This window comes from Streptomyces sp. NPDC017448, assembly GCF_044330565.1.
In the GTDB taxonomy this organism is placed as follows: Bacteria; Actinomycetota; Actinomycetes; order Streptomycetales; family Streptomycetaceae; genus Streptomyces.
Genome location: NZ_JBIRLM010000026.1, coordinates 1 through 18,686, shown reverse-complemented (window position 1 = coordinate 18,686; position 18,686 = coordinate 1). Strand labels below are relative to the sequence as shown.

At 71.6% G+C, this 18,686-nt stretch carries 19 protein-coding genes; 12 read left to right on the top strand and 7 right to left on the bottom strand.

Annotated features, from left to right (window positions below):
* Positions 1-10: 10 nt before the first annotated feature.
* Positions 11-697, bottom strand: coding sequence for a FadR/GntR family transcriptional regulator (locus tag ACH4K1_RS29980; protein ID WP_398092689.1), 687 nt, complete (start codon positions 695-697; stop codon positions 11-13).
* Between the two features lie 134 nt (positions 698-831).
* Here ACH4K1_RS29980 and ACH4K1_RS29975 point away from each other — a divergent pair, with 134 nt between their 5' ends.
* The 4 genes from ACH4K1_RS29975 (at position 832) to ACH4K1_RS29960 (ending at position 3,293) form a co-directional block, all read left to right on the top strand.
* A complete protein-coding gene (locus ACH4K1_RS29975; protein ID WP_398092688.1) occupies positions 832-2,127 on the top strand; it encodes a CynX/NimT family MFS transporter in 1,296 nt (431 codons plus the stop codon).
* Between the two features lie 17 nt (positions 2,128-2,144).
* Positions 2,145-2,261 (top strand): SGM_5486 family transporter-associated protein, encoded by a 117-nt coding sequence (locus ACH4K1_RS29970; RefSeq protein WP_007446146.1) that lies wholly within the window; start codon positions 2,145-2,147, stop codon positions 2,259-2,261.
* A gap of 203 nt (positions 2,262-2,464) precedes the next feature.
* Positions 2,465-2,671: a hypothetical protein gene (locus ACH4K1_RS29965; protein ID WP_398092687.1), complete on the top strand. Its 207-nt coding sequence runs from the start codon at positions 2,465-2,467 to the stop codon at positions 2,669-2,671.
* Between the two features lie 103 nt (positions 2,672-2,774).
* Positions 2,775-3,293, top strand: coding sequence for a histidine phosphatase family protein (locus ACH4K1_RS29960; protein ID WP_228994271.1), 519 nt, complete (start codon positions 2,775-2,777; stop codon positions 3,291-3,293).
* A gap of 191 nt (positions 3,294-3,484) precedes the next feature.
* Here ACH4K1_RS29960 and serB read toward each other — a convergent pair whose 3' ends face one another.
* Positions 3,485-4,780 carry a phosphoserine phosphatase SerB gene (gene serB, locus ACH4K1_RS29955; RefSeq protein WP_228994272.1) on the bottom strand — a complete coding sequence of 432 codons (1,296 nt, stop codon included), beginning with the start codon at positions 4,778-4,780 and terminating at the stop codon, positions 3,485-3,487.
* Between the two features lie 420 nt (positions 4,781-5,200).
* On the opposite strand from serB, the gene ACH4K1_RS29950 reads away from it, so the two are divergent.
* Positions 5,201-7,816 carry an FHA domain-containing protein gene (locus ACH4K1_RS29950; protein ID WP_398092686.1) on the top strand — a complete coding sequence of 872 codons (2,616 nt, stop codon included), beginning with the start codon at positions 5,201-5,203 and terminating at the stop codon, positions 7,814-7,816.
* A 153-nt stretch (positions 7,817-7,969) separates the two neighbouring features.
* On the opposite strand, the gene ACH4K1_RS29945 is transcribed toward ACH4K1_RS29950, so the two are convergent.
* A complete protein-coding gene (locus tag ACH4K1_RS29945; RefSeq protein ID WP_398092685.1) occupies positions 7,970-8,722 on the bottom strand; it encodes a transglycosylase SLT domain-containing protein in 753 nt (250 codons plus the stop codon).
* 537 nt (positions 8,723-9,259) lie between these two features.
* Here ACH4K1_RS29945 and ACH4K1_RS29940 point away from each other — a divergent pair.
* Together ACH4K1_RS29940 and ACH4K1_RS29935 are read left to right on the top strand one after the other, a co-directional pair.
* On the top strand, positions 9,260-10,405 hold the full coding sequence (locus tag ACH4K1_RS29940) for a GAF domain-containing sensor histidine kinase (protein ID WP_398092684.1): 1,146 nt from the start codon (positions 9,260-9,262) through the stop codon (positions 10,403-10,405).
* The gene (locus tag ACH4K1_RS29935) at positions 10,398-11,042 is read left to right on the top strand and encodes a response regulator transcription factor (protein ID WP_228994276.1); all 645 of its coding nucleotides are present in this window, start codon (positions 10,398-10,400) and stop codon (positions 11,040-11,042) included. Before ACH4K1_RS29940 ends, ACH4K1_RS29935 begins: the two co-directional genes overlap by 8 nt.
* Before the next feature lie 180 nt (positions 11,043-11,222).
* On the opposite strand, the gene ACH4K1_RS29930 is transcribed toward ACH4K1_RS29935, so the two are convergent.
* The gene (locus tag ACH4K1_RS29930) at positions 11,223-12,014 is read right to left on the bottom strand and encodes a hypothetical protein (protein ID WP_398092683.1); all 792 of its coding nucleotides are present in this window, start codon (positions 12,012-12,014) and stop codon (positions 11,223-11,225) included.
* 132 nt (positions 12,015-12,146) lie between these two features.
* Here ACH4K1_RS29930 and ACH4K1_RS29925 point away from each other — a divergent pair, with 132 nt between their 5' ends.
* The 4 genes from ACH4K1_RS29925 to ACH4K1_RS29910 all read left to right on the top strand — a co-directional run bounded on the left by ACH4K1_RS29925 (position 12,147) and on the right by ACH4K1_RS29910 (position 15,476).
* A complete protein-coding gene (locus tag ACH4K1_RS29925; RefSeq protein ID WP_398092682.1) occupies positions 12,147-12,944 on the top strand; it encodes an ABC transporter ATP-binding protein in 798 nt (265 codons plus the stop codon).
* Between the two features lie 105 nt (positions 12,945-13,049).
* On the top strand, positions 13,050-13,478 hold the full coding sequence (locus ACH4K1_RS29920; RefSeq protein ID WP_398092681.1) for an NfeD family protein: 429 nt from the start codon (positions 13,050-13,052) through the stop codon (positions 13,476-13,478).
* 168 nt (positions 13,479-13,646) lie between these two features.
* Positions 13,647-14,624 carry an SPFH domain-containing protein gene (locus tag ACH4K1_RS29915; protein WP_398092680.1) on the top strand — a complete coding sequence of 326 codons (978 nt, stop codon included), beginning with the start codon at positions 13,647-13,649 and terminating at the stop codon, positions 14,622-14,624.
* 78 nt (positions 14,625-14,702) lie between these two features.
* A complete protein-coding gene (locus ACH4K1_RS29910) occupies positions 14,703-15,476 on the top strand; it encodes a sulfite exporter TauE/SafE family protein (protein WP_398092679.1) in 774 nt (257 codons plus the stop codon).
* A gap of 107 nt (positions 15,477-15,583) precedes the next feature.
* On the opposite strand, the gene ACH4K1_RS29905 is transcribed toward ACH4K1_RS29910, so the two are convergent.
* The 3 genes from ACH4K1_RS29905 to ACH4K1_RS29895 all read right to left on the bottom strand — a co-directional run bounded on the left by ACH4K1_RS29905 (position 15,584) and on the right by ACH4K1_RS29895 (position 17,640).
* Positions 15,584-16,093 (bottom strand): HNH endonuclease, encoded by a 510-nt coding sequence (locus ACH4K1_RS29905; RefSeq protein ID WP_398092678.1) that lies wholly within the window; start codon positions 16,091-16,093, stop codon positions 15,584-15,586.
* A 139-nt stretch (positions 16,094-16,232) separates the two neighbouring features.
* Positions 16,233-16,769, bottom strand: coding sequence for a YbhB/YbcL family Raf kinase inhibitor-like protein (locus ACH4K1_RS29900; RefSeq protein WP_398092677.1), 537 nt, complete (start codon positions 16,767-16,769; stop codon positions 16,233-16,235).
* 88 nt (positions 16,770-16,857) lie between these two features.
* Positions 16,858-17,640 carry a sporulation protein gene (locus ACH4K1_RS29895; RefSeq protein WP_228994283.1) on the bottom strand — a complete coding sequence of 261 codons (783 nt, stop codon included), beginning with the start codon at positions 17,638-17,640 and terminating at the stop codon, positions 16,858-16,860.
* 87 nt (positions 17,641-17,727) lie between these two features.
* Between ACH4K1_RS29895 and ACH4K1_RS29890 the strand changes: the two genes are divergently transcribed.
* Positions 17,728-18,381: a DNA-3-methyladenine glycosylase gene (locus ACH4K1_RS29890; protein WP_398092676.1), complete on the top strand. Its 654-nt coding sequence runs from the start codon at positions 17,728-17,730 to the stop codon at positions 18,379-18,381.
* Positions 18,382-18,686 lie beyond the last annotated feature (305 nt).

The following is an 18,686-nucleotide window of genomic DNA, read 5'->3' as shown; positions in this document are numbered from 1 at the left end:
CGCCCAGCCCTCAGCCGCCCGTTTCGGCGCGCGGCTCCAGCCACTTCAGCGCGTGACTCGCCGCCTCGGAGGCCGCCGTCTCCGCGTCCCCCGCCCGGATCGCCTCGACCAGCCGGGCGTGGTCCATGTGGTTCTCCGGCCGCAGCTCGGGGCCCACGTCGCCGCGCAGGTAGTCGCGCAGCAGGTCCCCGAGGTCGGCGTAGAGCTCGCTCAGCACGTCGTTGTGCGAGGCGGCGACCACCGCCAGGTGGAGCGTGGCGTCCGCCGCGACGAACGCCTCCGTGTCGCCCGAGGCCCAGGCCGCCTCCCGGCGCGCCATCACGGTGTCCAGCTGCCGCAGGTCCCGCTCGGTGCGCCGGACCGCCGCCAGCCGAGCGGCCGAGGACTCCAGCGTCGAGCGCAGTTCGGCGATGTGCCGCGGGTCGGCGGCGGCGAACCTGCGGTGCATCACCCCGGCCAGCTCGCTCGTGGCGATCACGTACGTGCCGGAGCCCTGCCGGATGTCCAGGAGTCCGTTGTGCGCGAGGGCCCGTACCGCCTCGCGGACGGTGTTGCGGGCCACGCCCAGCTGCTCGACCAGCTCGGGCTCGGTCGGGATCCGCGAGCCGACGGGCCATTCGCCCGAGGTGATCTGATTCCTCAGCTGGGCGATCACCTGGTCGGAGAGTGCCGAACGCCGCGGGGACGTCAACGCCATGGTGCTCCTTGCTCGGGTCCCGCCCGGCGAGGGCCGGGAGGGAAGGGGGTGGGGCCGGATTCTCTCAGGCGGCCCGGGCGGTCGAGGGGGAACGGAGTGGACAATCAATCATCCCATGATTCTATGATGGGGCTATGCCGGACGACGATACGCAGGCCCCGACCCTGAAGAGCGCCCCGACCCCGCGCGCCGCCCCCGAACTCCGCGCGCCGCGGCGCGCCGACGGGAGCGAGCCCCCGGCGCCCTGGCTGCTGCGCCTCATAGCCGTGGGGCTCGTCCTGGCCGCTCTGAACCTCCGCCCCGCGATCACCAGCCTCGGCGCGCTCCTGGAGGAGGTCCGCGACGGGCTGCACATGAGCGGGAGCGTGGCCGGGGTGCTCACCTCCGTACCGCCGCTCTGCTTCGCGGTCTTCGGTGTGACGGCGCCGCGCCTGGCCCGCCGCTTCGGCGCGGGCGCCGTGGTCTGCGCGGGCATGGCCGCCATCGCGGCCGGCCTGGCCGTCCGCCCGTACATCGGCTCCACCGCGGGGTTCCTCGCCGCCAGTGCGCTGGCCCTGATGGGCATCGCGGTCAGCAACATCCTGATGCCGGTGATCGTCAAGCGCTGGTTCCCTGACCGCGTCGGCAGCATGACCGGCCTCTACTCCATGGCCCTGGCCCTCGGCACCGCCCTGGCCGCGGCCCTGACCGTCCCCGTCACCGGCGCGCTGGGCGGGAACTGGCGGACCGGCCTGGCCCTCTGGGCCGCGCTCGCCGCCGCCGCCGTGCTGCCCTGGGTCGTTCTCGTCCGCGACCGCACACCGGCGCCCGCCCCGGCCGCCTCCGCCGTCCCCGGCGGGGAGGCCCCGGCCCTGCGGATCACCCGCAGCCGCACCGCCTGGGCCCTCGCCTGCTTCTTCGGGCTCCAGGCCACGGCCGCGTACATCACGATGGGCTGGATGCCGCAGATCTTCCGCGACGCGGGCGTCTCCGCCGGCACGGCGGGACTGCTGCTCGCGGTCACCATGGCGATGGGCGTCCCGCTGGCCTTCGTCATCCCCCGGGTCGCCTCGCGGCTCAGGCAGCAGGGCCCCATCGTCGTCGCCCTCGGCCTGTGCGGCCTGGTCGGCTACAGCGGCCTCTACCTCGCCCCCGCCGCCGGGGCCTGGGCCTGGGCCCTGCTCCTCGGGGTGGCCAACTGCGCCTTCCCCCTCGCCCTCACCATGATCGGCATGCGGGCCCGGACCGGCGCGGGTGTGGTCCGGCTCTCGGCGTTCGCCCAGTCCACCGGCTACCTGCTCTCGATCCCCGGCCCGCTGCTCGTCGGCGTCCTCTACCAGCACAGTGGCGGCTGGGGGCTGCCGATCGCCCTGATGGCCGGACTGATGATTCCCCAGATGGCGGTCGGCGTCCTCGCGGGACGGAACCGGACGATCGAGGACGAGTGCTGAGATGCGACACTGACCCCATGCCAGTGCTCGATCCGAATCCCCAGAACGGCCAGAAGAAGCTCCTCCTCGTCTTCGGGGCCATGCTTCTCATCACCGTCGTCATCGGCGTGATCGCCACGATCGCCTCGCCCTGACCCCCGAGTCCCCGGCTGCCCGCGGGGCCCGGACTCGGAGGTCCGGCGCCCCCGGCGGCCCCTTCCCCTCTCCGGGGTGGGGCTAGCCCCCCTTCCCTTAGGGGGCCAGGGTCAGGGTCAGGTGGGTGGGTCGCCGGATGGAAGCGGCCGCCCCCGGTCCGTAAGTTCTTCGGTGACGACCCGATGACCCCACGGAGGCGGCCATGCCGGTACCGACGCACCCCAGCTCTCCCCGGCCGCCCGCGGACAGCGGCGGAGTCCGCTTGCCTTGGTGGGCCCTGGCCCTGCCCGCCGTCGCCTTCGCCGCCCTGCTCTCCATGATCCTCACTCCCGGACAGGCGCACGCCGCCACCGGCGTCCCGGTGCTCGGACAGCTGGTCGAGCACATACTCCGGCTGCTGCTCCGCTGAGCCGGAACAGCCGCGGGCCGGTGCGCCGACTCCCCGCCCACTCCCTGGACGAGCCCGTCAACACCCTGCGCCCCAGGCCGGTTTTCATGCGAAGCTGAGATGTATGAGCGTCGAGACATCTCGCAGGATCGTCCTTCTCCGGCACGCCAAGGCCGAATGGTCACAGGCCTCCGACCATGAGCGTCCGCTGGCCGAACGCGGCCGCAAGGACGCGCCCGTGGCCGGCCGCAAGCTCGCCGATTCCGGCATCGATTTCGATCTGGCCCTCTGCTCCACCGCCGCCCGCACGCGGGAGACCTGGAAGCTGGCGGTCCACGAGTTCGCCCAGCGCCCCCGGACCGTCTACGAGGAGCGGCTGTACGACGCGTCCCTCGGCGAACTGATCGCCCTGTTCAACGAGGTGCCGGACGAGGTGCGCAACCTCCTGGTCATCGGCCACAACCCCGGCATGCACGGGGCCGCCGACGCCCTCTCCGGTTCCGCCGAGGGCGACGCCCTGGCCCGGATGACCCGGGACGGCTTCCCCACCGCCTCCTACGCCGTGATCGAGTTCCCCGGCCCCTGGAAGAGCGTGGAGCACGGGGCCGGCAGGCTCACCGAGTACTGGACGCCGAACGACTGAGCCGACCGCGGGGCCGATCGCACACCTGGGCGACGGCCCCGGCGCCCCCCTTCCCGCCGGGGGCGCCGGGGGCCCGTGCCCTCGCCCCCGCCCGAACCGGGCCTCCGGGCCGCTCCCGGCACGTACACGTGCGACAGCGGGGGCCGCGGCCCGGCCCCCGCGCATACGTACCGGAGACGGAGGTCGGACGGTCAGCCGACGAGGCCGTCCGCCGCCTCCACCTCTTCCCGGGTGATGCCGAGGAGATAGAGCACGGTGTCCAGGAACGGGACGTTCACCGCGGTGTGCGCGGCTTCCCGGACCACGGGCTTGGCGTTGAACGCGACGCCCAGCCCGGCGGTGTTCAGCATGTCGAGGTCGTTGGCCCCGTCCCCGATCGCCACCGTCTGCGCCAGCGGCACCCCGGCCTGTTCGGCGAAGCTCCGCAGCAGCCGCGCCTTGCCCGCCCGGTCCACCACCTCGCCGACGACCCGGCCGGTCAGCTTGCCGTCCACCACCTCCAGCGTGTTGGCCGAGGCGAAGTCGAGGCCGAGCCGTTCCTTGAGGTCGTCCGTGACCTGGGTGAACCCACCGGAGACCACGCCGACCTGGTAGCCGAGGCGCTTCAGCGTACGGATGAGGGTGCGGGCGCCGGGGGTGAGCCGCACCTCGGCGCGGACCTTGTCCACCACCGAGGCGTCCAGACCGGCCAGCAGCGCGACCCGGGCGTGCAGCGACTGCTCGAAGTCCAGTTCGCCGCGCATCGCCTGCTCGGTCACCTCGGCGACCTTGTCCTCGCACCCCGCGTGCGCCGCGAACAGCTCGATGACCTCGTCCTGGATCAACGTGGAGTCGACGTCCATGACCACCAGGCGCTGGGCCCGGCGGCTCAGCCCGGCCGAGACCACCGCGACGTCCACGCCGATCTCCGCGGCCTCGGTCGCCAGGGCCGTCCGCAACTGCTCGGTCCCGGTACCCGACACCGCGAACTCGACGGCGGTGACCGGGTACTTCGCCAGCCGGAAGATCCGGTCGATGTTGCCGCCGGTCGAGGTGATGGTGGCCGCTATGGCCGCCGTCGACTCGGCGGTCAGCGGGTGCCCCAGCACCGTCACGTGCGAACGGCCGTCCCCGCGGGGGCGGTTGTCGCCGATGCCGGAGATGATCTCTGCCTGGAGGTTCAGGGAGTCGGCCCAGCTGTGCACGGTCGCCCGCAGATCGCCCTCGGTGCTCCCGCCCGCCGTGGGAGGGGTGACGAGGGCGCAGAGCACGATGCGGCCCCGGGTGACGACCTGCTCGATGTCCACGACGTCGACCGCGTACGCGGCGAGGGTGTCGAAGAGGCCGGCGGTGATGCCGGGACGGTCCTTGCCGAAGATCTTGACGAGAAGCGTGGGGGTGTCGCCGGCCCGGGGGGGCTCACCGCCCGCCCCGCCGACCCGACGGGGCTCGGGGGGCTCGACGGGCCCAGGAGACGGGAGGGGCTGAGATGGCTGGGATGCGCTCATGGTGCTCCCACCGTATCGGTCCCGCCGCCCCCTCCGGCCGACCGTCCCGAGTGCCGGACGGAATCGCCCCGGCGGTACCGCGACGTCCGACGCGGCCCCGCCCCGGCAGGCGGCGATCGTCGGACCCGCCGGAGCGCGGAGCACGGATCTGACCGGTACAGGTCTTGTGCTCCGCCACGACGGCTGCTTCTTCATGCGTCGTTATCCAGCCATTGAGTCGCCCCTGAGCGGTAAACGGATGTTCGTCCGGACTTCTTCCGTTCCGATCGCTTTTCACCCCCGGTATCGGGGTGTCCGGCCGGGTCTCCGCGCGGTCTTCACCCGCCCGACTTTCGGATAGGGGACTGCTCCTGGAATAGTTCCCCACGATGTTCAGCATCCCTAGACTCCCTGCGACGGGGGTAACACGGGGGACAACTAGTGGGGCGCGGAGTGCCGGAACTCGTACTGGAATTGAATGGCAGCACCTGGACGCTCGATCCGTCCAGGACGTACACCCTGGGGCGTGATCCGCAGGGCGACCTGACGATCGACGACGCCAGGGTCTCGTGGCGGCACGCCACGATCAGCTGGAACGGCCGCGGTTGGTCGATCGAGGACCACGGCAGCACCAACGGCACCTATGCGCAGGGGCGCCGGATCCAGCAGGTGGAGATCGGCCCGGGCACGGTGCTGCACCTCGGCAACGCGACAGACGGGCCCCGGGTGAGCCTCAGCGCCTCGACGGGCGCCGACGCCGCGGCCGCCGGGCAGGCGCCCGTGCAGCAGCCCCCTCAGCAGCAGGGCGGCGGCGCGGGCCGGCACGGACAGCAGGCCCCGGTCCAGCAGCAGGCGCCCGCCCAGCACCAGGCCCCGGTTCAGCACCAGGCCCCGGTCCAGCAGCAGGCGTGGCAGCAGCCGCACCCCCCTCACCAGCAGGTCCCGCACCAGCAGCCCCCCCACCAGGGGGTGCCGCACCAACAGGCCCCCGGGCACCCGGCAGGGCCGGGACGGGGTGGCGCCGCGGGGGCTCCGCCGGTCTACGGCGACCGCAGCCCGACCACGTTCCACCAGCTCGCCCTCGGCCGGGTCATGCGCATCGGTCGTGCGCTGGAGAACGAACTCGTCGTCTCCGACCTCCAGGTCTCCCGCCACCACGCCGAGTTCCACGCGACGCCCGACGGCCGTTTCGAGCTCCGCGACCTCGGCTCGCACAACGGCACGTACGTCAACGGTCAGCCGCTCCCCAAGTCCGGCTCCGCCCTCATCGGCCCGAACGACATCGTCGGCGTCGGCCACTCGACGTTCCGGCTGGTCGGGGACCGGCTGGAGGAGTTCGTCGACACCGGTGAGGTCTCCTTCTCCGCCCGCCACCTCACGGTGACGGTCGACGGCGGGAAGCAGATCCTCAAGGACGTCTCCTTCGGCGTCCCCGAGAAGTCGCTGATCGCGGTCATCGGCCCGTCCGGCTCCGGGAAGTCCACCCTGCTCAAGGCGCTCACCGGTTACCGGCCCGCCGACCAGGGCGATGTCCTCTACGACAACCGGAACCTGTACAAGCAGTTCGCCGAGTTGCGCCAGCGCATCGGCCTGGTCCCGCAGGACGACATCCTGCACAAGGAACTGACCGTCTCCAAGGCGCTCAAGTACGCGGCCAAGCTCCGTTTCCCCGCCGACACCACGGAGGCCGAGCGCCAGGCCCGGATCACCGAGGTCCTCGCCGAGCTCAAGCTCGACATCCACAAGGACAAGCGGATCACCTCGCTCTCCGGCGGCCAGCGCAAGCGCGTCTCGGTCGCCCTGGAGCTGCTGACCAAGCCCTCGCTGATCTTCCTGGACGAGCCGACCTCCGGCCTCGACCCGGGCATGGACCGCGACGTCATGCAGCTGCTGCGCGGCCTCGCCGACGACGGCCGCACGGTGCTCGTGGTCACCCACTCGGTGGCCGAGCTGGCGATCTGCGACAAGCTCCTGGTGATGGCGCCCGGCGGTTCGGTCGCCTACTTCGGGCCGCCGGAGGAGGCGCTGAACTTCTTCGGCTACACCAGCTGGGCCGACGTCTTCTCCGCCTTCGAGAACTACCGCGACTACGACTGGGCGGGCCGCTGGCGCGGTTCGCAGCACTACCAGCTGTACGCCGCCGACATCGACGCGGTCGCCGCCCAGCCGGTCACCATGCCGTCGCCGCAGCAGATGCGGCCCCCGAAGCCGCAGACCTGGGGCACGCAGCTGTGGACCCTGGTGCGCCGCTACTCCTCCGTCATCGCCTCCGACAAGGCCTTCCTCGGCCTGATGGTGGCGCTGCCGGCGGTGATCGGTGTGCTGAGCGCCGTCATCCCGGCGGAGTTCGGACTGACCGCGCCCACCCCGCCGACCCGGTTCAACGGCAAGTCCGGAATGATCCTGCTGATCCTCGCGGTCGGCATCTGCCTCGCCGGTTCGGCCAGCTCCGTACGAGAACTGATCAAGGAACGCGTCATCTACGAACGGGAACGGGCCACCGGCCTCTCCCGTTCGGCCTACCTGGCGTCCAAGGTGATCGTGCTCGGCGTGATCACCGCGTTCCAGGGCGTCATCCTCTGCGGCATCTGCTTCGCCGTCCGCGACCTGCCGGCCGAGGGCCTGTTCATGCCGCCGGCCGTCGAGATCTGCCTCTCCATCGTGGCCCTCGGCTTCACCTCGATGATGTTCGGCCTGATGATCTCGGCGATGGTCAAGACCTCCGAGATGACCATGCCCCTGCTGGTCATGTTCGCGATCGTCCAGCTGGTGTTCACCGGTGTCCTCTTCCAGGTGTACGGAACCCCCGGCCTGGAGCAGCTCACCTGGCTGATGCCGTCCCGCTGGGGCGTGGCCGCGGCCGGCACCACGCTGGACCTGGCCCATCTGATGCCGCCGTGGGATCCGAAGAACCCGACCGACCTGGACCCGCTCTGGGAAGCCACGGCGACCCAGTGGGGGATCAACGTCTTCGTGCTGCTGGTGATCGCCCTCGTCTGCGCCTTCGCGGTCGCCCGCCTGCTGCGCCGCCACGAGCCCGAGGTCATGCGCAAGTAGGTTCCTCCCGCGCCGTCGCCGGACGGCGCGCCACCGGTACGACGCCGAGGCCGGCACCCCGCGGGGTGCCGGCCTCCGGCATGGGTACGGCTGGGTCGGGCGGGCCGGGACCGGTTCCCGGCGGACCGGCGGCGCCCGGTGGGGAGCAGCGGCTCAGTAGGCGCTGTTCACGTTGTCCATGGAGCCGTAGCGGTCGGCCGCGTAGTTGCAGGCGGCGACGATGTTGGCGACCGGGTCGTACAGGTCCTTCTTGGTGCCCTTGACGTGGTACCGGTCGAAGGTCGGCTGGATCACCTGGAGCAGGCCCTTGGACGGGATGCCGTTCCGGGCGTTGATGTCCCAGTTGTTGATGGCCCACCGGTTGCCGCTGGACTCACGGATGATGTTGCGGTGGATCCCCTCGTAGGAGCCGGGGATGCCTTCCTTCTTCATGATCGACATCGCCTCGCGGATCCAACCGTCCAGGTTGTTGGCGTAGACGGGCTTGCGCGCGGTGGAGCGGTTGGCGGCCTCGGAGCCGCGCTTCTTCGCGTCGGCCTTGGCCTGGGCGGCCTTCTCGGCCTTGTCCTTCGCCTCCGCGGCGGCCTTCGCCTTGGCGGCCTTGGCCTTCGTCTCGGCGGCGGCCCTCGCCTTGGCGGCGTCGGCGGCCTTCACCAGCTTCTCGGCGGTGGAGTGCTGCGCGATCACGCTGTCCTGCACGGTCTTGGCCTGCGCGGAGCCCGTGACGCCGGTGAACGCGACGGGCGCGGCGGCGGCTGCCGCCTGCGGGGCGATCTCGGCCTCGCCGTTCGACGGGACGAGCGAGAAGGTCAGGGCGGCGACGCCCAGGGCCGACACACCGGCCGCGGAGATCTTCTGGACCTTGTTCAGACGACGGAGACGAGTGGGGATGCGAGTCGCAGACATGTAGGGCTACCTCTTCGAATACTCAGGAGTCCTCACGGAGGACGAGACCGGAGGCGGTGATGCGCACCTCCGTCGGGGACGAGAGCAATTCTTAGCGGCAGCAAAATCTCATGGCAAAGGTGTGACGTACGAAGGCGGGTAGTGGAAAAGGGTCCTGTTCGCCCGAAATGACCCTGACGTTCCCCTGGTCAAATCACCCTTATCGGCCCACTAGGTGCGTTCGTAAGTGACGTGGGTCCTATGCCTGGGCTCACATCGGCGACCCGGCGCCCTCACCTTTCGTTGCTGAAGCAACTCAGAGGGTCACGTTCCTGGCCGCTGCGGAGGGGACGGCCCGCCGCGGGCTCCTCCCCGGGGCGCCGCTCCGGGGGACGGCGCCCCGCCCCCGCCCGCCCCGCCGGCTTCGGCGCGGACGCCCGGCGGCCGGTCCTACGACCTGCGGCCGAACCGCCGCACCCGCCGGTCTTGGGCCGCCGCCCGCCGACCACCGACCCCGGCCCGATACGGCCCTCCTCGCCTCGCCGGTACGGTGACCCCATGAGCCATCGCCCAGCGTCGGGGCTCGCCGCGGTGAGTGCCGCGCTGCTCGCCATGAGCCGCCACCTCGACGTGGGCGACGTCCTCAAGACGATCGTCGCCTCCGCCCGCGAGCTGCTCGACGCCCAGTACGCGGCCCTCGGCGTCCCGGACGACCACGGCGGCTTCGCCCAGTTCGTGGTCGACGGCGTCAGCGACGAGCAGTGGAAGGCCATCGGTCCGCTGCCCCGGCAGCACGGCATCCTCGCCGCGATGCTCCACCAGGCGGGGCCCGAACGCCTCGCGGACGTCCGCGAGGACCCTCGGTTCGGGGGCTGGCCCGACGCCCACCCCGACATGTCCGACTTCCTCGGCCTGCCCATCACGGACGGGGACGAGATCATCGGGGCCCTGTTCCTCGCCAACAAGCTGTGCCCCAAGCCCGAGGGCGGCTGCGGTTTCACCGCCGAGGACGAGGAACTGCTCTCGATCCTCGCCCAGCACGCGGCCATCGCCCTCACCAACGCCCGCCTCTACGAGCGCAGCCGCGAACTGACCATCGCGGAGGAGCGCTCCCGGCTGGCCCACGAGCTGCACGACGCCGTCAGCCAGAAGCTGTTCTCGCTCCGCCTCACCGCCCAGGCCGCGGCCGCCCTCGTGGACCGCGACCCCGCCCGCGCCAAGGGGGAGCTCCACCAGGTCGCCGCCCTCGCCGCCGAGGCGGTCGACGAGCTGCGGGCCGCCGTCGTGGAGCTGCGCCCCGCCGCGCTCGACGAGGACGGCCTCATCGCCACCCTCCGCACCCAGGTCCAGGTCCTGGACCGGGCGCACACCGCCGAGGTCGCCTTCGAGAGCCACGGGGTGCGCGCCCTGCCCGCCGCCCAGGAGGAGGCGCTGCTCCGGGTCGCGCAGGAGGCCCTGCACAACGCCCTGCGCCACTCCGGCGCGGAACGCGTCACGGTCGCCCTGACCCGGCGCGGCGCCGCCACCGTCCTGCGCGTCACCGACGACGGGCACGGGTTCGACCCCACCGCCGTCCGACGGGCGGGCCGCCACCTCGGCCTCGTCTCCATGCGCCACCGGGCGAGCAGCGTCGGCGGCCGGCTCACCGTTGCCTCGGAGCCCGGCAAGGGCGCCACGATCGAGATGGAGGTCCCCGGTGGCTGAGAAGATCATCAGGGTGCTGCTGGTCGACGACCACCAGGTGGTCCGCCGCGGACTGCGTACGTTCCTGGAGATCCAGGAGGACATAGAGGTCGTCGGCGAGGCGGCCGACGGCGCGGAGGGCGTGGCCCGCACCGAGGAGCTGCGCCCCGACGTCGTACTGATGGACATCAAGATGCCCGGCACCGACGGCATCGAGGCCCTGCGCCGCCTCCGCGAGCTGGACAACCCTGCCAAGGTCCTCATCGTCACCAGCTTCACCGAGCAGCGCACGGTGGTCCCCGCGCTGCGCGCCGGGGCCTCCGGCTACGTCTACAAGGACGTGGACCCGGACGCCCTGGCCGGGGCGATCCGCTCGGTGCACGCCGGCCACGTCCTGCTCCAGCCGGAGGTGGCGGGCGCGCTGCTGGCCCAGGAGGAGGCGGGCTCCGGCACTGGGCGGGGGAGCACCCTGACCGAACGGGAACGCGAGGTCCTCGGCCTCATCGCGGACGGCCGCTCGAACCGGGAGATCGCCCGCGCGCTCGTCCTCTCCGAGAAGACGGTCAAGACGCACGTGTCGAACATCCTGATGAAACTCGACCTGGCCGACCGCACCCAGGCGGCCCTGTGGGCCGTACGCCACGGAGCCGCGGACTGACCCCGCCCCCGCCCCCGTACCCGCCCGGCGGCGCGGCCCCTCCGCCGCCCGCGGACGGGCCCCCGCACCCGGGGCCGCACGGCCCCTCCGCCGCACCCGGCGGCCCGGACCCGCGCCGCCACAGGTCCGGGGGAGACCCGCCCCGGCCCGTCCGGCGCCCGAGGACGAGAGGCCGCAGGGCTACCGCCCCACCTCCCCGCCCTCCACATACGCGTTGTACGCCGCCACCAGGGCCCGCCGGGCCACCCGCTCCACCGGCCGCAACGCGTCCCCCCGCGCCGCGATCTCCGACGCGCTCACCGCACCGCCGTGTCCGTTCTCGTACGCCACCGAGACCAGCAGCCCCACCCGCTGCGCCATCTCCAGCACCCGCACCGCGCGCGGCGGATACCCCGGCGCCAGCACCTCGCGCCCGTCGCCCCGCTCCACCCGTGCGCGGTACGCGTCCACCGCCGCCTCCGCCACCGGACCCGACCCGGCCACGTCCAGCCGCGCCAGCACCGCCGTCGCGTCCCGCAGCGCCTCGGCCAGCTCCCGCTCCGCCTCGCCCAGCGACGGCACGTCCGCCGGCGGGGCCTCCCGTACCGGCAGCACCCGCCACACCACGTCGACGTGCAGATCCCCCTCCGGCCCGGCCTCGCTCACCTCCGGCACCAGTCCGTACGGCGCTCCGTACGCGACCACCGCCTCCTCGGCCTCCAGCGCCCGCGCGTTGAACTCCGGCGGACCGCTCAGCCCCAGCGGATGGCCCGGCACCGGCAGCGCGACCCGGAAACCGGTCACCCCCAGACCCCGCAACCGGCCGAGCGCCAGCGTGAGCCCGACCGGCCCCGCCTCGCCCGGCAGCCCCTCGACGCGGTGCACCGCGTCCTCACCGACAATCGCGAGGGCCGCCTCGTCCGGCGAGACGAGCCCCGCCAGAAGCGCGTTTCCCCAAGCGGCCAACAACCCTGAACGTGGTTCGACAAGCATGCCGACAGCCTAGGCAACGCCTGGGGACGGCCCTCACGGCCGAAGCACTCGCGCGGTGGCGTAGGTTTTCCCTGGGAGCCGTGCCCACCGGCACGCGACGATCGACGAGACTGCATGGGGAGACAACGCGCCATGAGCGATGTACTGGAGCTGGTGGACGTATCCGTGGTCCGCGACGGACGGGCTCTGGTGGAAGACGTCTCCTGGTCGGTCAAGGAGGGCGAGCGCTGGGTCATCCTCGGCCCCAACGGCGCCGGCAAGACGACCCTCCTCAACCTCGCCTCCAGCTACCTCTTCCCCAGCACGGGCACCGCCACCATCCTCGGCGACCAGCTCGGGGGCGTCGGCACCGACGTCTTCGAACTCCGCCCCCGGATCGGCATGGCGGGCGTGGCGATGGCCGACAAGCTGCCCAAGCGCCAGACCGTGCTGCAGACGGTCCTCACCGCCGCGTACGGCATGACCGCCACCTGGAACGAGAACTACGAGGCGGTCGACGAGGAGCGCGCCCGCGCCTTCCTCGACCGCCTCGGCATGACCGAGTACCTGGGCCGCAGGTTCGGCACGCTCTCCGAGGGCGAGCGCAAGCGCACCCTGATCGCCCGCGCCATGATGACCGACCCCGAGCTGCTGCTCCTGGACGAGCCCGCCGCCGGACTCGACCTCGGCGGACGCGAGGACCTCGTCCGCCGCCTCGGACGCCTCGCCCGCGACCCGTACGCCCCCTCCATGATCATGGTCACCCACCACGTCGAGGAGATCCCGCCCGGCTTCACCCACGTCCTGATGATCCGCCAGGGCAAGATCCTCGCGGCCGGCCCCATGGAGACCGAGCTCAGCTCCCGCAACCTCTCCCGCTGCTTCGGCCTCCCGCTCATCGTCGAGCACACCGGCGAGCGCTACACCGCGCACGGCCTCCCGCTCTCCTGACGGGGGCGCCGCCACCGGCCACCACACCCCGACCGGCAAGCGGTTCACCGCAGTTGGCCTCCGTGCGCCCTGTCGGTGACGCACCGACAGTCCTACGATGACCGGGTGGACATCGACGCGTGGGTGTGGTGGCTGATCGGCGCGGTGGGACTGGGCATCCCCCTCGTCCTGACCGCGATGCCCGAATTCGGCATGTTCGCCGTCGGGGCGGTGGTCGCATCGGCCGTCGCCGCCCTCGGTGGCGGGATCGTCGCCCAGGTGCTGGTCTTCGTCCTGGTCTCGGTCGCGCTGATCGCCGTCGTACGCCCGATCGCCGCCGGACACCGGGCCGGACAGGCGGGGCACGCCAGCGGCATCGACGCCCTGAAAGGACGTCAGGCGGTCGTGCTGGAACGGGTATCGGCCCACGAAGGGCGCATCAAGCTCGCCGGCGAGGTCTGGTCGGCCCGCACGCTCGACAGCGACCAGGTCTTCGAACCCGGCAGCCAGGTCGATGTCGTGGACATCGACGGAGCGACGGCCGTCGTCATGTGACCGAAACCGTGCACAGGGCGGGCCGAGGTCTGCCAGACTCGAAGTCGATCATGTCGATCTTCGTGAGCCCCGGACCCGGCAGCCGCAACCCGCCGCCCACCGGCCGCACATGAGGTACGACCCCGATCCCCGCGATCCACCGGCCAACCGAAGGGCACGAGAGACACGATGCAGATCATCATCGTTCTGATCATTCTGGTGGTGCTCGTCTTCATCGCCCTGATCAAGACGATCCAGGTCATCCCGCAGGCGAGCGCCGCCATCGTGGAGCGGTTCGGCCGCTACACCCGCACGCTGAACGCGGGCCTGAACATCGTCGTCCCGTTCATCGACTCGATCCGCAACCGGATCGACCTCCGTGAACAGGTGGTGCCCTTCCCGCCCCAGCCGGTGATCACTCAGGACAACCTGGTCGTCAACATCGACACCGTCATCTACTACCAGGTGACCGACGCGCGCGCGGCGACGTACGAGGTCGCCAGCTACATCCAGGCGATCGAGCAGCTCACCGTCACCACCCTCCGCAACATCATCGGCGGCATGGACCTGGAGCGGACCCTCACCTCCCGCGAGGAGATCAACGCGGCCCTGCGCGGCGTCCTCGACGAGGCGACCGGCAAGTGGGGCATCCGCGTCAACCGCGTCGAGCTCAAGGCCATCGAGCCGCCGACCTCCATCCAGGACTCGATGGAGAAGCAGATGCGCGCCGACCGCGACAAGCGCGCCGCGATCCTCACCGCCGAGGGCATCAGGCAGTCCCAGATCCTCACCGCCGAGGGTGAGAAGCAGTCCGCCATCCTGCGCGCCGAAGGCGAGGCCAAGGCCGCCGCCCTGCGGGCCGAGGGCGAGGCCCAGGCCGTCCGCACGGTCTTCGAGGCCATCCACGCCGGAGACCCGGACCAGAAGCTCCTCTCGTACCAGTACCTCCAGATGCTCCCCAAGATCGCCGAGGGCGACGCCAACAAGCTCTGGATCGTGCCCAGCGAGATCGGCGACGCCCTCAAGGGCCTCAGCGGAGCCTTCGGGAACCTCGGCGGCGGCGTCCCCGGCTTCAACACCGGCGGCAACGGGGGCAACGGGGGCAACACCCACGGTTCCATCCCCGCCCCCGCAATGGAGCGACGCGAGGAACCCCCCGTCTCCTGACCCGGCGGCCCCTTCGTGCATGATCAGTGAGGCCCCTCGACCTTCATGGCGGGGAGGCGTCACTGACCACCGAAGGGGATGGCCTTGTCCATCTGGGAAATACTCGCCGTCTTCGCGGCCGGCCTCGGCGCGGGCACGATCAACACGATCGTCGGCTCAGGCACCCTGATCACCTTCCCCGTCCTGCTCGCCACCGGTCTGCCCCCGGTCACCGCGACCGTGTCCAACGCCCTGGGACTCATCCCCGGCTCCATCAGCGGGGCCATCGGCTACCGCAAGGAGCTCGCCGGGCAGCGCCGCCGCATCCTCAAGCTGAGCGCCGGCGCCGCGATCGGCGGACTCACCGGGGCGACCCTGCTGCTCGCCCTGCCCTCCACGGCCTTCGAGACGATCGTCCCCGTCCTCGTCGCCCTGGCTCTCGTCCTGGTGATCCTGCAACCGCGCATCAGCAAAGCCGTGCAGCGCCGCCGCGAGCACACCGGAGCCACGCCCCGCACCGACGGCGGCCCGCTCCTGTTCACCGGGCTGACCCTCGCCAGCGTCTACGGCGGCTACTTCACCGCCGCCCAGGGGATCATCTACCTCTCGCTGATGGGCATGCTGGTCGACGACACGATCCAGCGCCTCAACGCCGTCAAGAACGTCCTGGCCGCCGTGGTCAACACCATCGCCGCCCTGTTCTTCCTCTTCGTCGCCGACTTCGACTGGACAGCCGTCGTCCTCATCGCGGTCGGCTCCGCCATCGGCGGCCAGATAGGCGCCAAGGTCGGCCGACGCCTGAGCCCCACCGTGCTGCGCTGCCTCATCGTCGCGGTCGGCACGGTGGCCATCGTCCAGCTGCTGCTCCGCTGACACAGGTGCCCGCCCCCGCCCCGGGGCGGGGGCGCCCCCGCACCGCCGGCCGTACACCGACGACGTCACCGCCCTCCGCGACCGCGACGCCCCCTTCCCGCCGCGCCCTACGCCGCCACCGCCCGGTCCAGCCATTCGGGCAGCGCCGACCGGTCGCGCGCCCCCATCGCCAGCAGCATCGCCTCGGCGGGGGAGGGGACGAACGGCTGCTTCAGCAGCGGCATCCCCGCCTGCTCCGGCGTCCGCGCCGCCTTGCGGTGGTTGTCCTCCGCACAGGAGGCCACCGTGTTCAGCCAGGTGTCCTGTCCGCCCTGGGCGCGCGGCACCACGTGGTCGACGGTGGACGCCCGCCGCCCGCAGTACGCGCACCGGTACTGGTCCCGGATCAGCACGCCCCTCCTGGACCACGGCGCCTGTCTTCGGAACGGCACCCGTACGTACCGGCAGAGCCTGATCACCCGGGGCGCCGGAATGTCCACGGCGGCACCACGCATACGGAGGCCGGGATGCGACTGCTCGACGACGGCCTTGTCCGTCAGGATCAGGACCACCGCACGGTTGAGCGTCACCGTCGACAGCGGCTCGAAGCTCGCGTTGAGAACCAGCGTGTCACGCATCCTGCCCACCTCCCGTGTGCCGCCCGCCCCCTGGCAGGCCCGGATCAACTCTGTCCGGGCGGGCCGCGCTGGACAACGCAATAAAAAAATGCCCTGCTCTGATCTCTCCAAGACCAGAGCAGGGCAAACAGCAGACGAACTAATCGCCCACGGGGGCGCGGTACTCACCGATCAGCTGGGCGCGGCCGAGCGTGTGGAACCGGAGGTTGAATCCGACCACGGCGGGGGACGCGTCGCTGTCGACACCGAGCTTCTCCGTGTCCACCGCGTAGACCGTGAACACATACCGGTGGTTCTCCCCGGCGGGCGGCGCGGCGCCGCCGAACTCCTTCTCCCCGTAGTCGTTGCGTGCCTGGACGGCGCCTTCGGGCAGCCCCTTGAACTCCCCGCTGCCCGCACCGGCGGGCAGCTCCGTCACCGACACCGGGATGTCGAAGAGCACCCAGTGCCAGAACCCGCTGCCCGTCGGGGCGTCCGGGTCGAAACACGTCACGGCGAAGCTCTCGGTCCCCTCGGGGAAGCCCTCCCACCGCAGCTGCGGCGAGGTGTTCCCGGCCGCATACACCTGTGCGTCGCCCAGTACGGCCCCCGGAGCGAGGTCGTCGCTCACGACGGTGAACGCCGGCACCTCCGGATGGAAGTCGTGCGGCAGCGGGGCCCTCTTCGGCTCGGTCACGTCTCGCACCTCTCCTGATCGGTTCGTCTGCCTTCTTCCCCGACTGTAGGGGGGCGTACCGCCCTCCTCCGGGAGGGCGTACCGCCGGCTAGAGCCAGTTGCGCTGGCCGCCGACCTGGGCGAGCCACTGGTTGAGGTACGCGGCCCAGTCGGTCTGCTGGTAATCGTGCAGACCCACCTTGAACGCCCGGTAGGAGTCGCTGCCCTCGCTGAACAGCCCCGGCTTCTTGTCCATCTCCAGGACGACGTCCATCTCGCGGTCGTCGGCGACGAAGGTCAGCTCCACCTGGTTCAGCCCCCGGTACTGGGCCGGCGGAACGAACTCGATCTCCTGGTAGAACGGCAGCCGCTGACGCGTACCGCGGATGTGGCCGCGCTCCATGTCCGCGCTGCGGAAACCGAAGCCGAGCTGACGGAAGGCGTCCAGGATGGCCTCCTGCGCCGGCAGCGGGTGCACGTTGATCGGGTCCAGGTCACCGGAGTCCAGCGCGCGGGCGATCTCCAGCTCGGTGGTCACCCCGATGTCCATCCCGCGCAGGTGCTGGCCGCCGAACATCGTGAGCGGCGTCTCCCAGGGGATCTCCAGGCCGAACGGGACCACGTGCACCGCGCCCGCCTGCACCTCGAAGGCGCCGCCCAGGTTCAGCTTGGTGAACTCCATGTCCTGCTTGGTCTCCTGGTCCCCGCCCTCGACCTCGACCCGTGCCTGGAGCCCGACGTTCAACCCCTCGATCTGCTGGGCGACCGAACCGCCCTGGATCCGCACCTCGCCCTGCACGATGCCGCCGGGGACGACGTTCACCTCGGTGAGCTCGGTCTCCACCGATGCGCCACCGGCGCCCATGCTCGCGAGCAGCCGCTTGAAGCCCATGATCACTCCTTCTAGGTCCTGACCCCTACTTACGCGCCATGACGGTAGCCGGTTCCCGTCCGGCCGGTCCCGGTACCCTCGGATGGCATGACCGAGAACCTCGACCGCACTCCGCTGACGCGGGACTTCTTCGACCGCGACGTCCTGGAGGTCGCCCCGGACCTGCTGGGCCGCACCCTCGTACGCCGCCACCCGGCGGGCACGATCGAGCTGCGCCTGACCGAGGTGGAGGCGTACGCGGGCGAGATCGACCCCGGCTCCCACGCCTTCCGGGGCCGCACCGCGCGCAACGGCGTCATGTTCGGCCCCCCCGGCCACACGTACGTCTACTTCACCTACGGGATGTGGCACTGCCTCAACCTGGTCTGCGGCCCGGACGGCCACGCGAGCGGAGTCCTGCTCAGGGCCGGTGAGATCAATGTCGGGGCCGCCCTGGCGCGCGAACGACGCCTCTCGGCCCGCAACGACAAGGAACTGGCCAAAGGACCGGCGCGTCTCGCGACCGCCCTGGAGGTCGACCGCGAGCTGAACGGCAGCGACCTCTTCGGCGGCCCGTCTCCGGCGCTGTCCGTCCTGCACGGCACCCCGCCGCCCCGGGACCAGGTGCGCAGCGGCCCCCGCACCGGGGTGGGGGGCGACGGGGCCCACCAGCCGTGGCGCTTCTGGATCGAGGGGGACCCGACCGTGAGCCCGTACCGTGCCCACGCGCCGCGTCGTCGCCCCAGCCGCAAGGCGGCTTGACTCACGCCCGGCAGACGCCTAATGTAGTCCGAGCCGCTTGACACGGGTACAGCTCTCGGCACGGTCCATCGGACCGAACCGAGCCACCCGGAGCGGCCACCCACCACTACCGACGATCCTCGCCCTGACGGGTGCGAATTCGGCATGCCCGTAATTCGCGTTATCGGCTCGATTATGAGCTGCCAGGAGAATCGACTAACGTAGTGGACACGCCGAAAGGCAAGGCCCCTCCACGGGTCGCCGGAAATCGAATTCGGACCGGAAACGGAACGGAAAAGAGTCTGGTAACGTGGGATTCGCCGGAA

Excerpts from the sequence above, each read along its gene's own strand:
- ACH4K1_RS29890 (WP_398092676.1), top strand. The coding sequence starts at position 17,728 with ATGACCGAGAACCTCGACCGCACTCCGCTGACGCGGGACTTCTTCGAC.
- ACH4K1_RS29930 (WP_398092683.1), bottom strand. The coding sequence starts at position 12,014 with ATGCTTGTCGAACCACGTTCAGGGTTGTTGGCCGCTTGGGGAAACGCG.
- ACH4K1_RS29915 (WP_398092680.1), top strand. The coding sequence starts at position 13,647 with ATGCAGATCATCATCGTTCTGATCATTCTGGTGGTGCTCGTCTTCATC.
- ACH4K1_RS29980 (WP_398092689.1), bottom strand. The coding sequence starts at position 697 with ATGGCGTTGACGTCCCCGCGGCGTTCGGCACTCTCCGACCAGGTGATC.
- ACH4K1_RS29945 (WP_398092685.1), bottom strand. The coding sequence starts at position 8,722 with ATGTCTGCGACTCGCATCCCCACTCGTCTCCGTCGTCTGAACAAGGTC.
- ACH4K1_RS29965 (WP_398092687.1), top strand. The coding sequence starts at position 2,465 with ATGCCGGTACCGACGCACCCCAGCTCTCCCCGGCCGCCCGCGGACAGC.
- serB (WP_228994272.1), bottom strand. The coding sequence starts at position 4,780 with ATGAGCGCATCCCAGCCATCTCAGCCCCTCCCGTCTCCTGGGCCCGTC.
- ACH4K1_RS29975 (WP_398092688.1), top strand. The coding sequence starts at position 832 with ATGCCGGACGACGATACGCAGGCCCCGACCCTGAAGAGCGCCCCGACC.
- ACH4K1_RS29905 (WP_398092678.1), bottom strand. The coding sequence starts at position 16,093 with ATGCGTGACACGCTGGTTCTCAACGCGAGCTTCGAGCCGCTGTCGACG.
- ACH4K1_RS29895 (WP_228994283.1), bottom strand. The coding sequence starts at position 17,640 with ATGGGCTTCAAGCGGCTGCTCGCGAGCATGGGCGCCGGTGGCGCATCG.
- ACH4K1_RS29960 (WP_228994271.1), top strand. The coding sequence starts at position 2,775 with ATGAGCGTCGAGACATCTCGCAGGATCGTCCTTCTCCGGCACGCCAAG.
- ACH4K1_RS29910 (WP_398092679.1), top strand. The coding sequence starts at position 14,703 with ATGGCCTTGTCCATCTGGGAAATACTCGCCGTCTTCGCGGCCGGCCTC.
- ACH4K1_RS29970 (WP_007446146.1), top strand. The coding sequence starts at position 2,145 with ATGCCAGTGCTCGATCCGAATCCCCAGAACGGCCAGAAGAAGCTCCTC.
- ACH4K1_RS29925 (WP_398092682.1), top strand. The coding sequence starts at position 12,147 with ATGAGCGATGTACTGGAGCTGGTGGACGTATCCGTGGTCCGCGACGGA.
- ACH4K1_RS29940 (WP_398092684.1), top strand. The coding sequence starts at position 9,260 with ATGAGCCATCGCCCAGCGTCGGGGCTCGCCGCGGTGAGTGCCGCGCTG.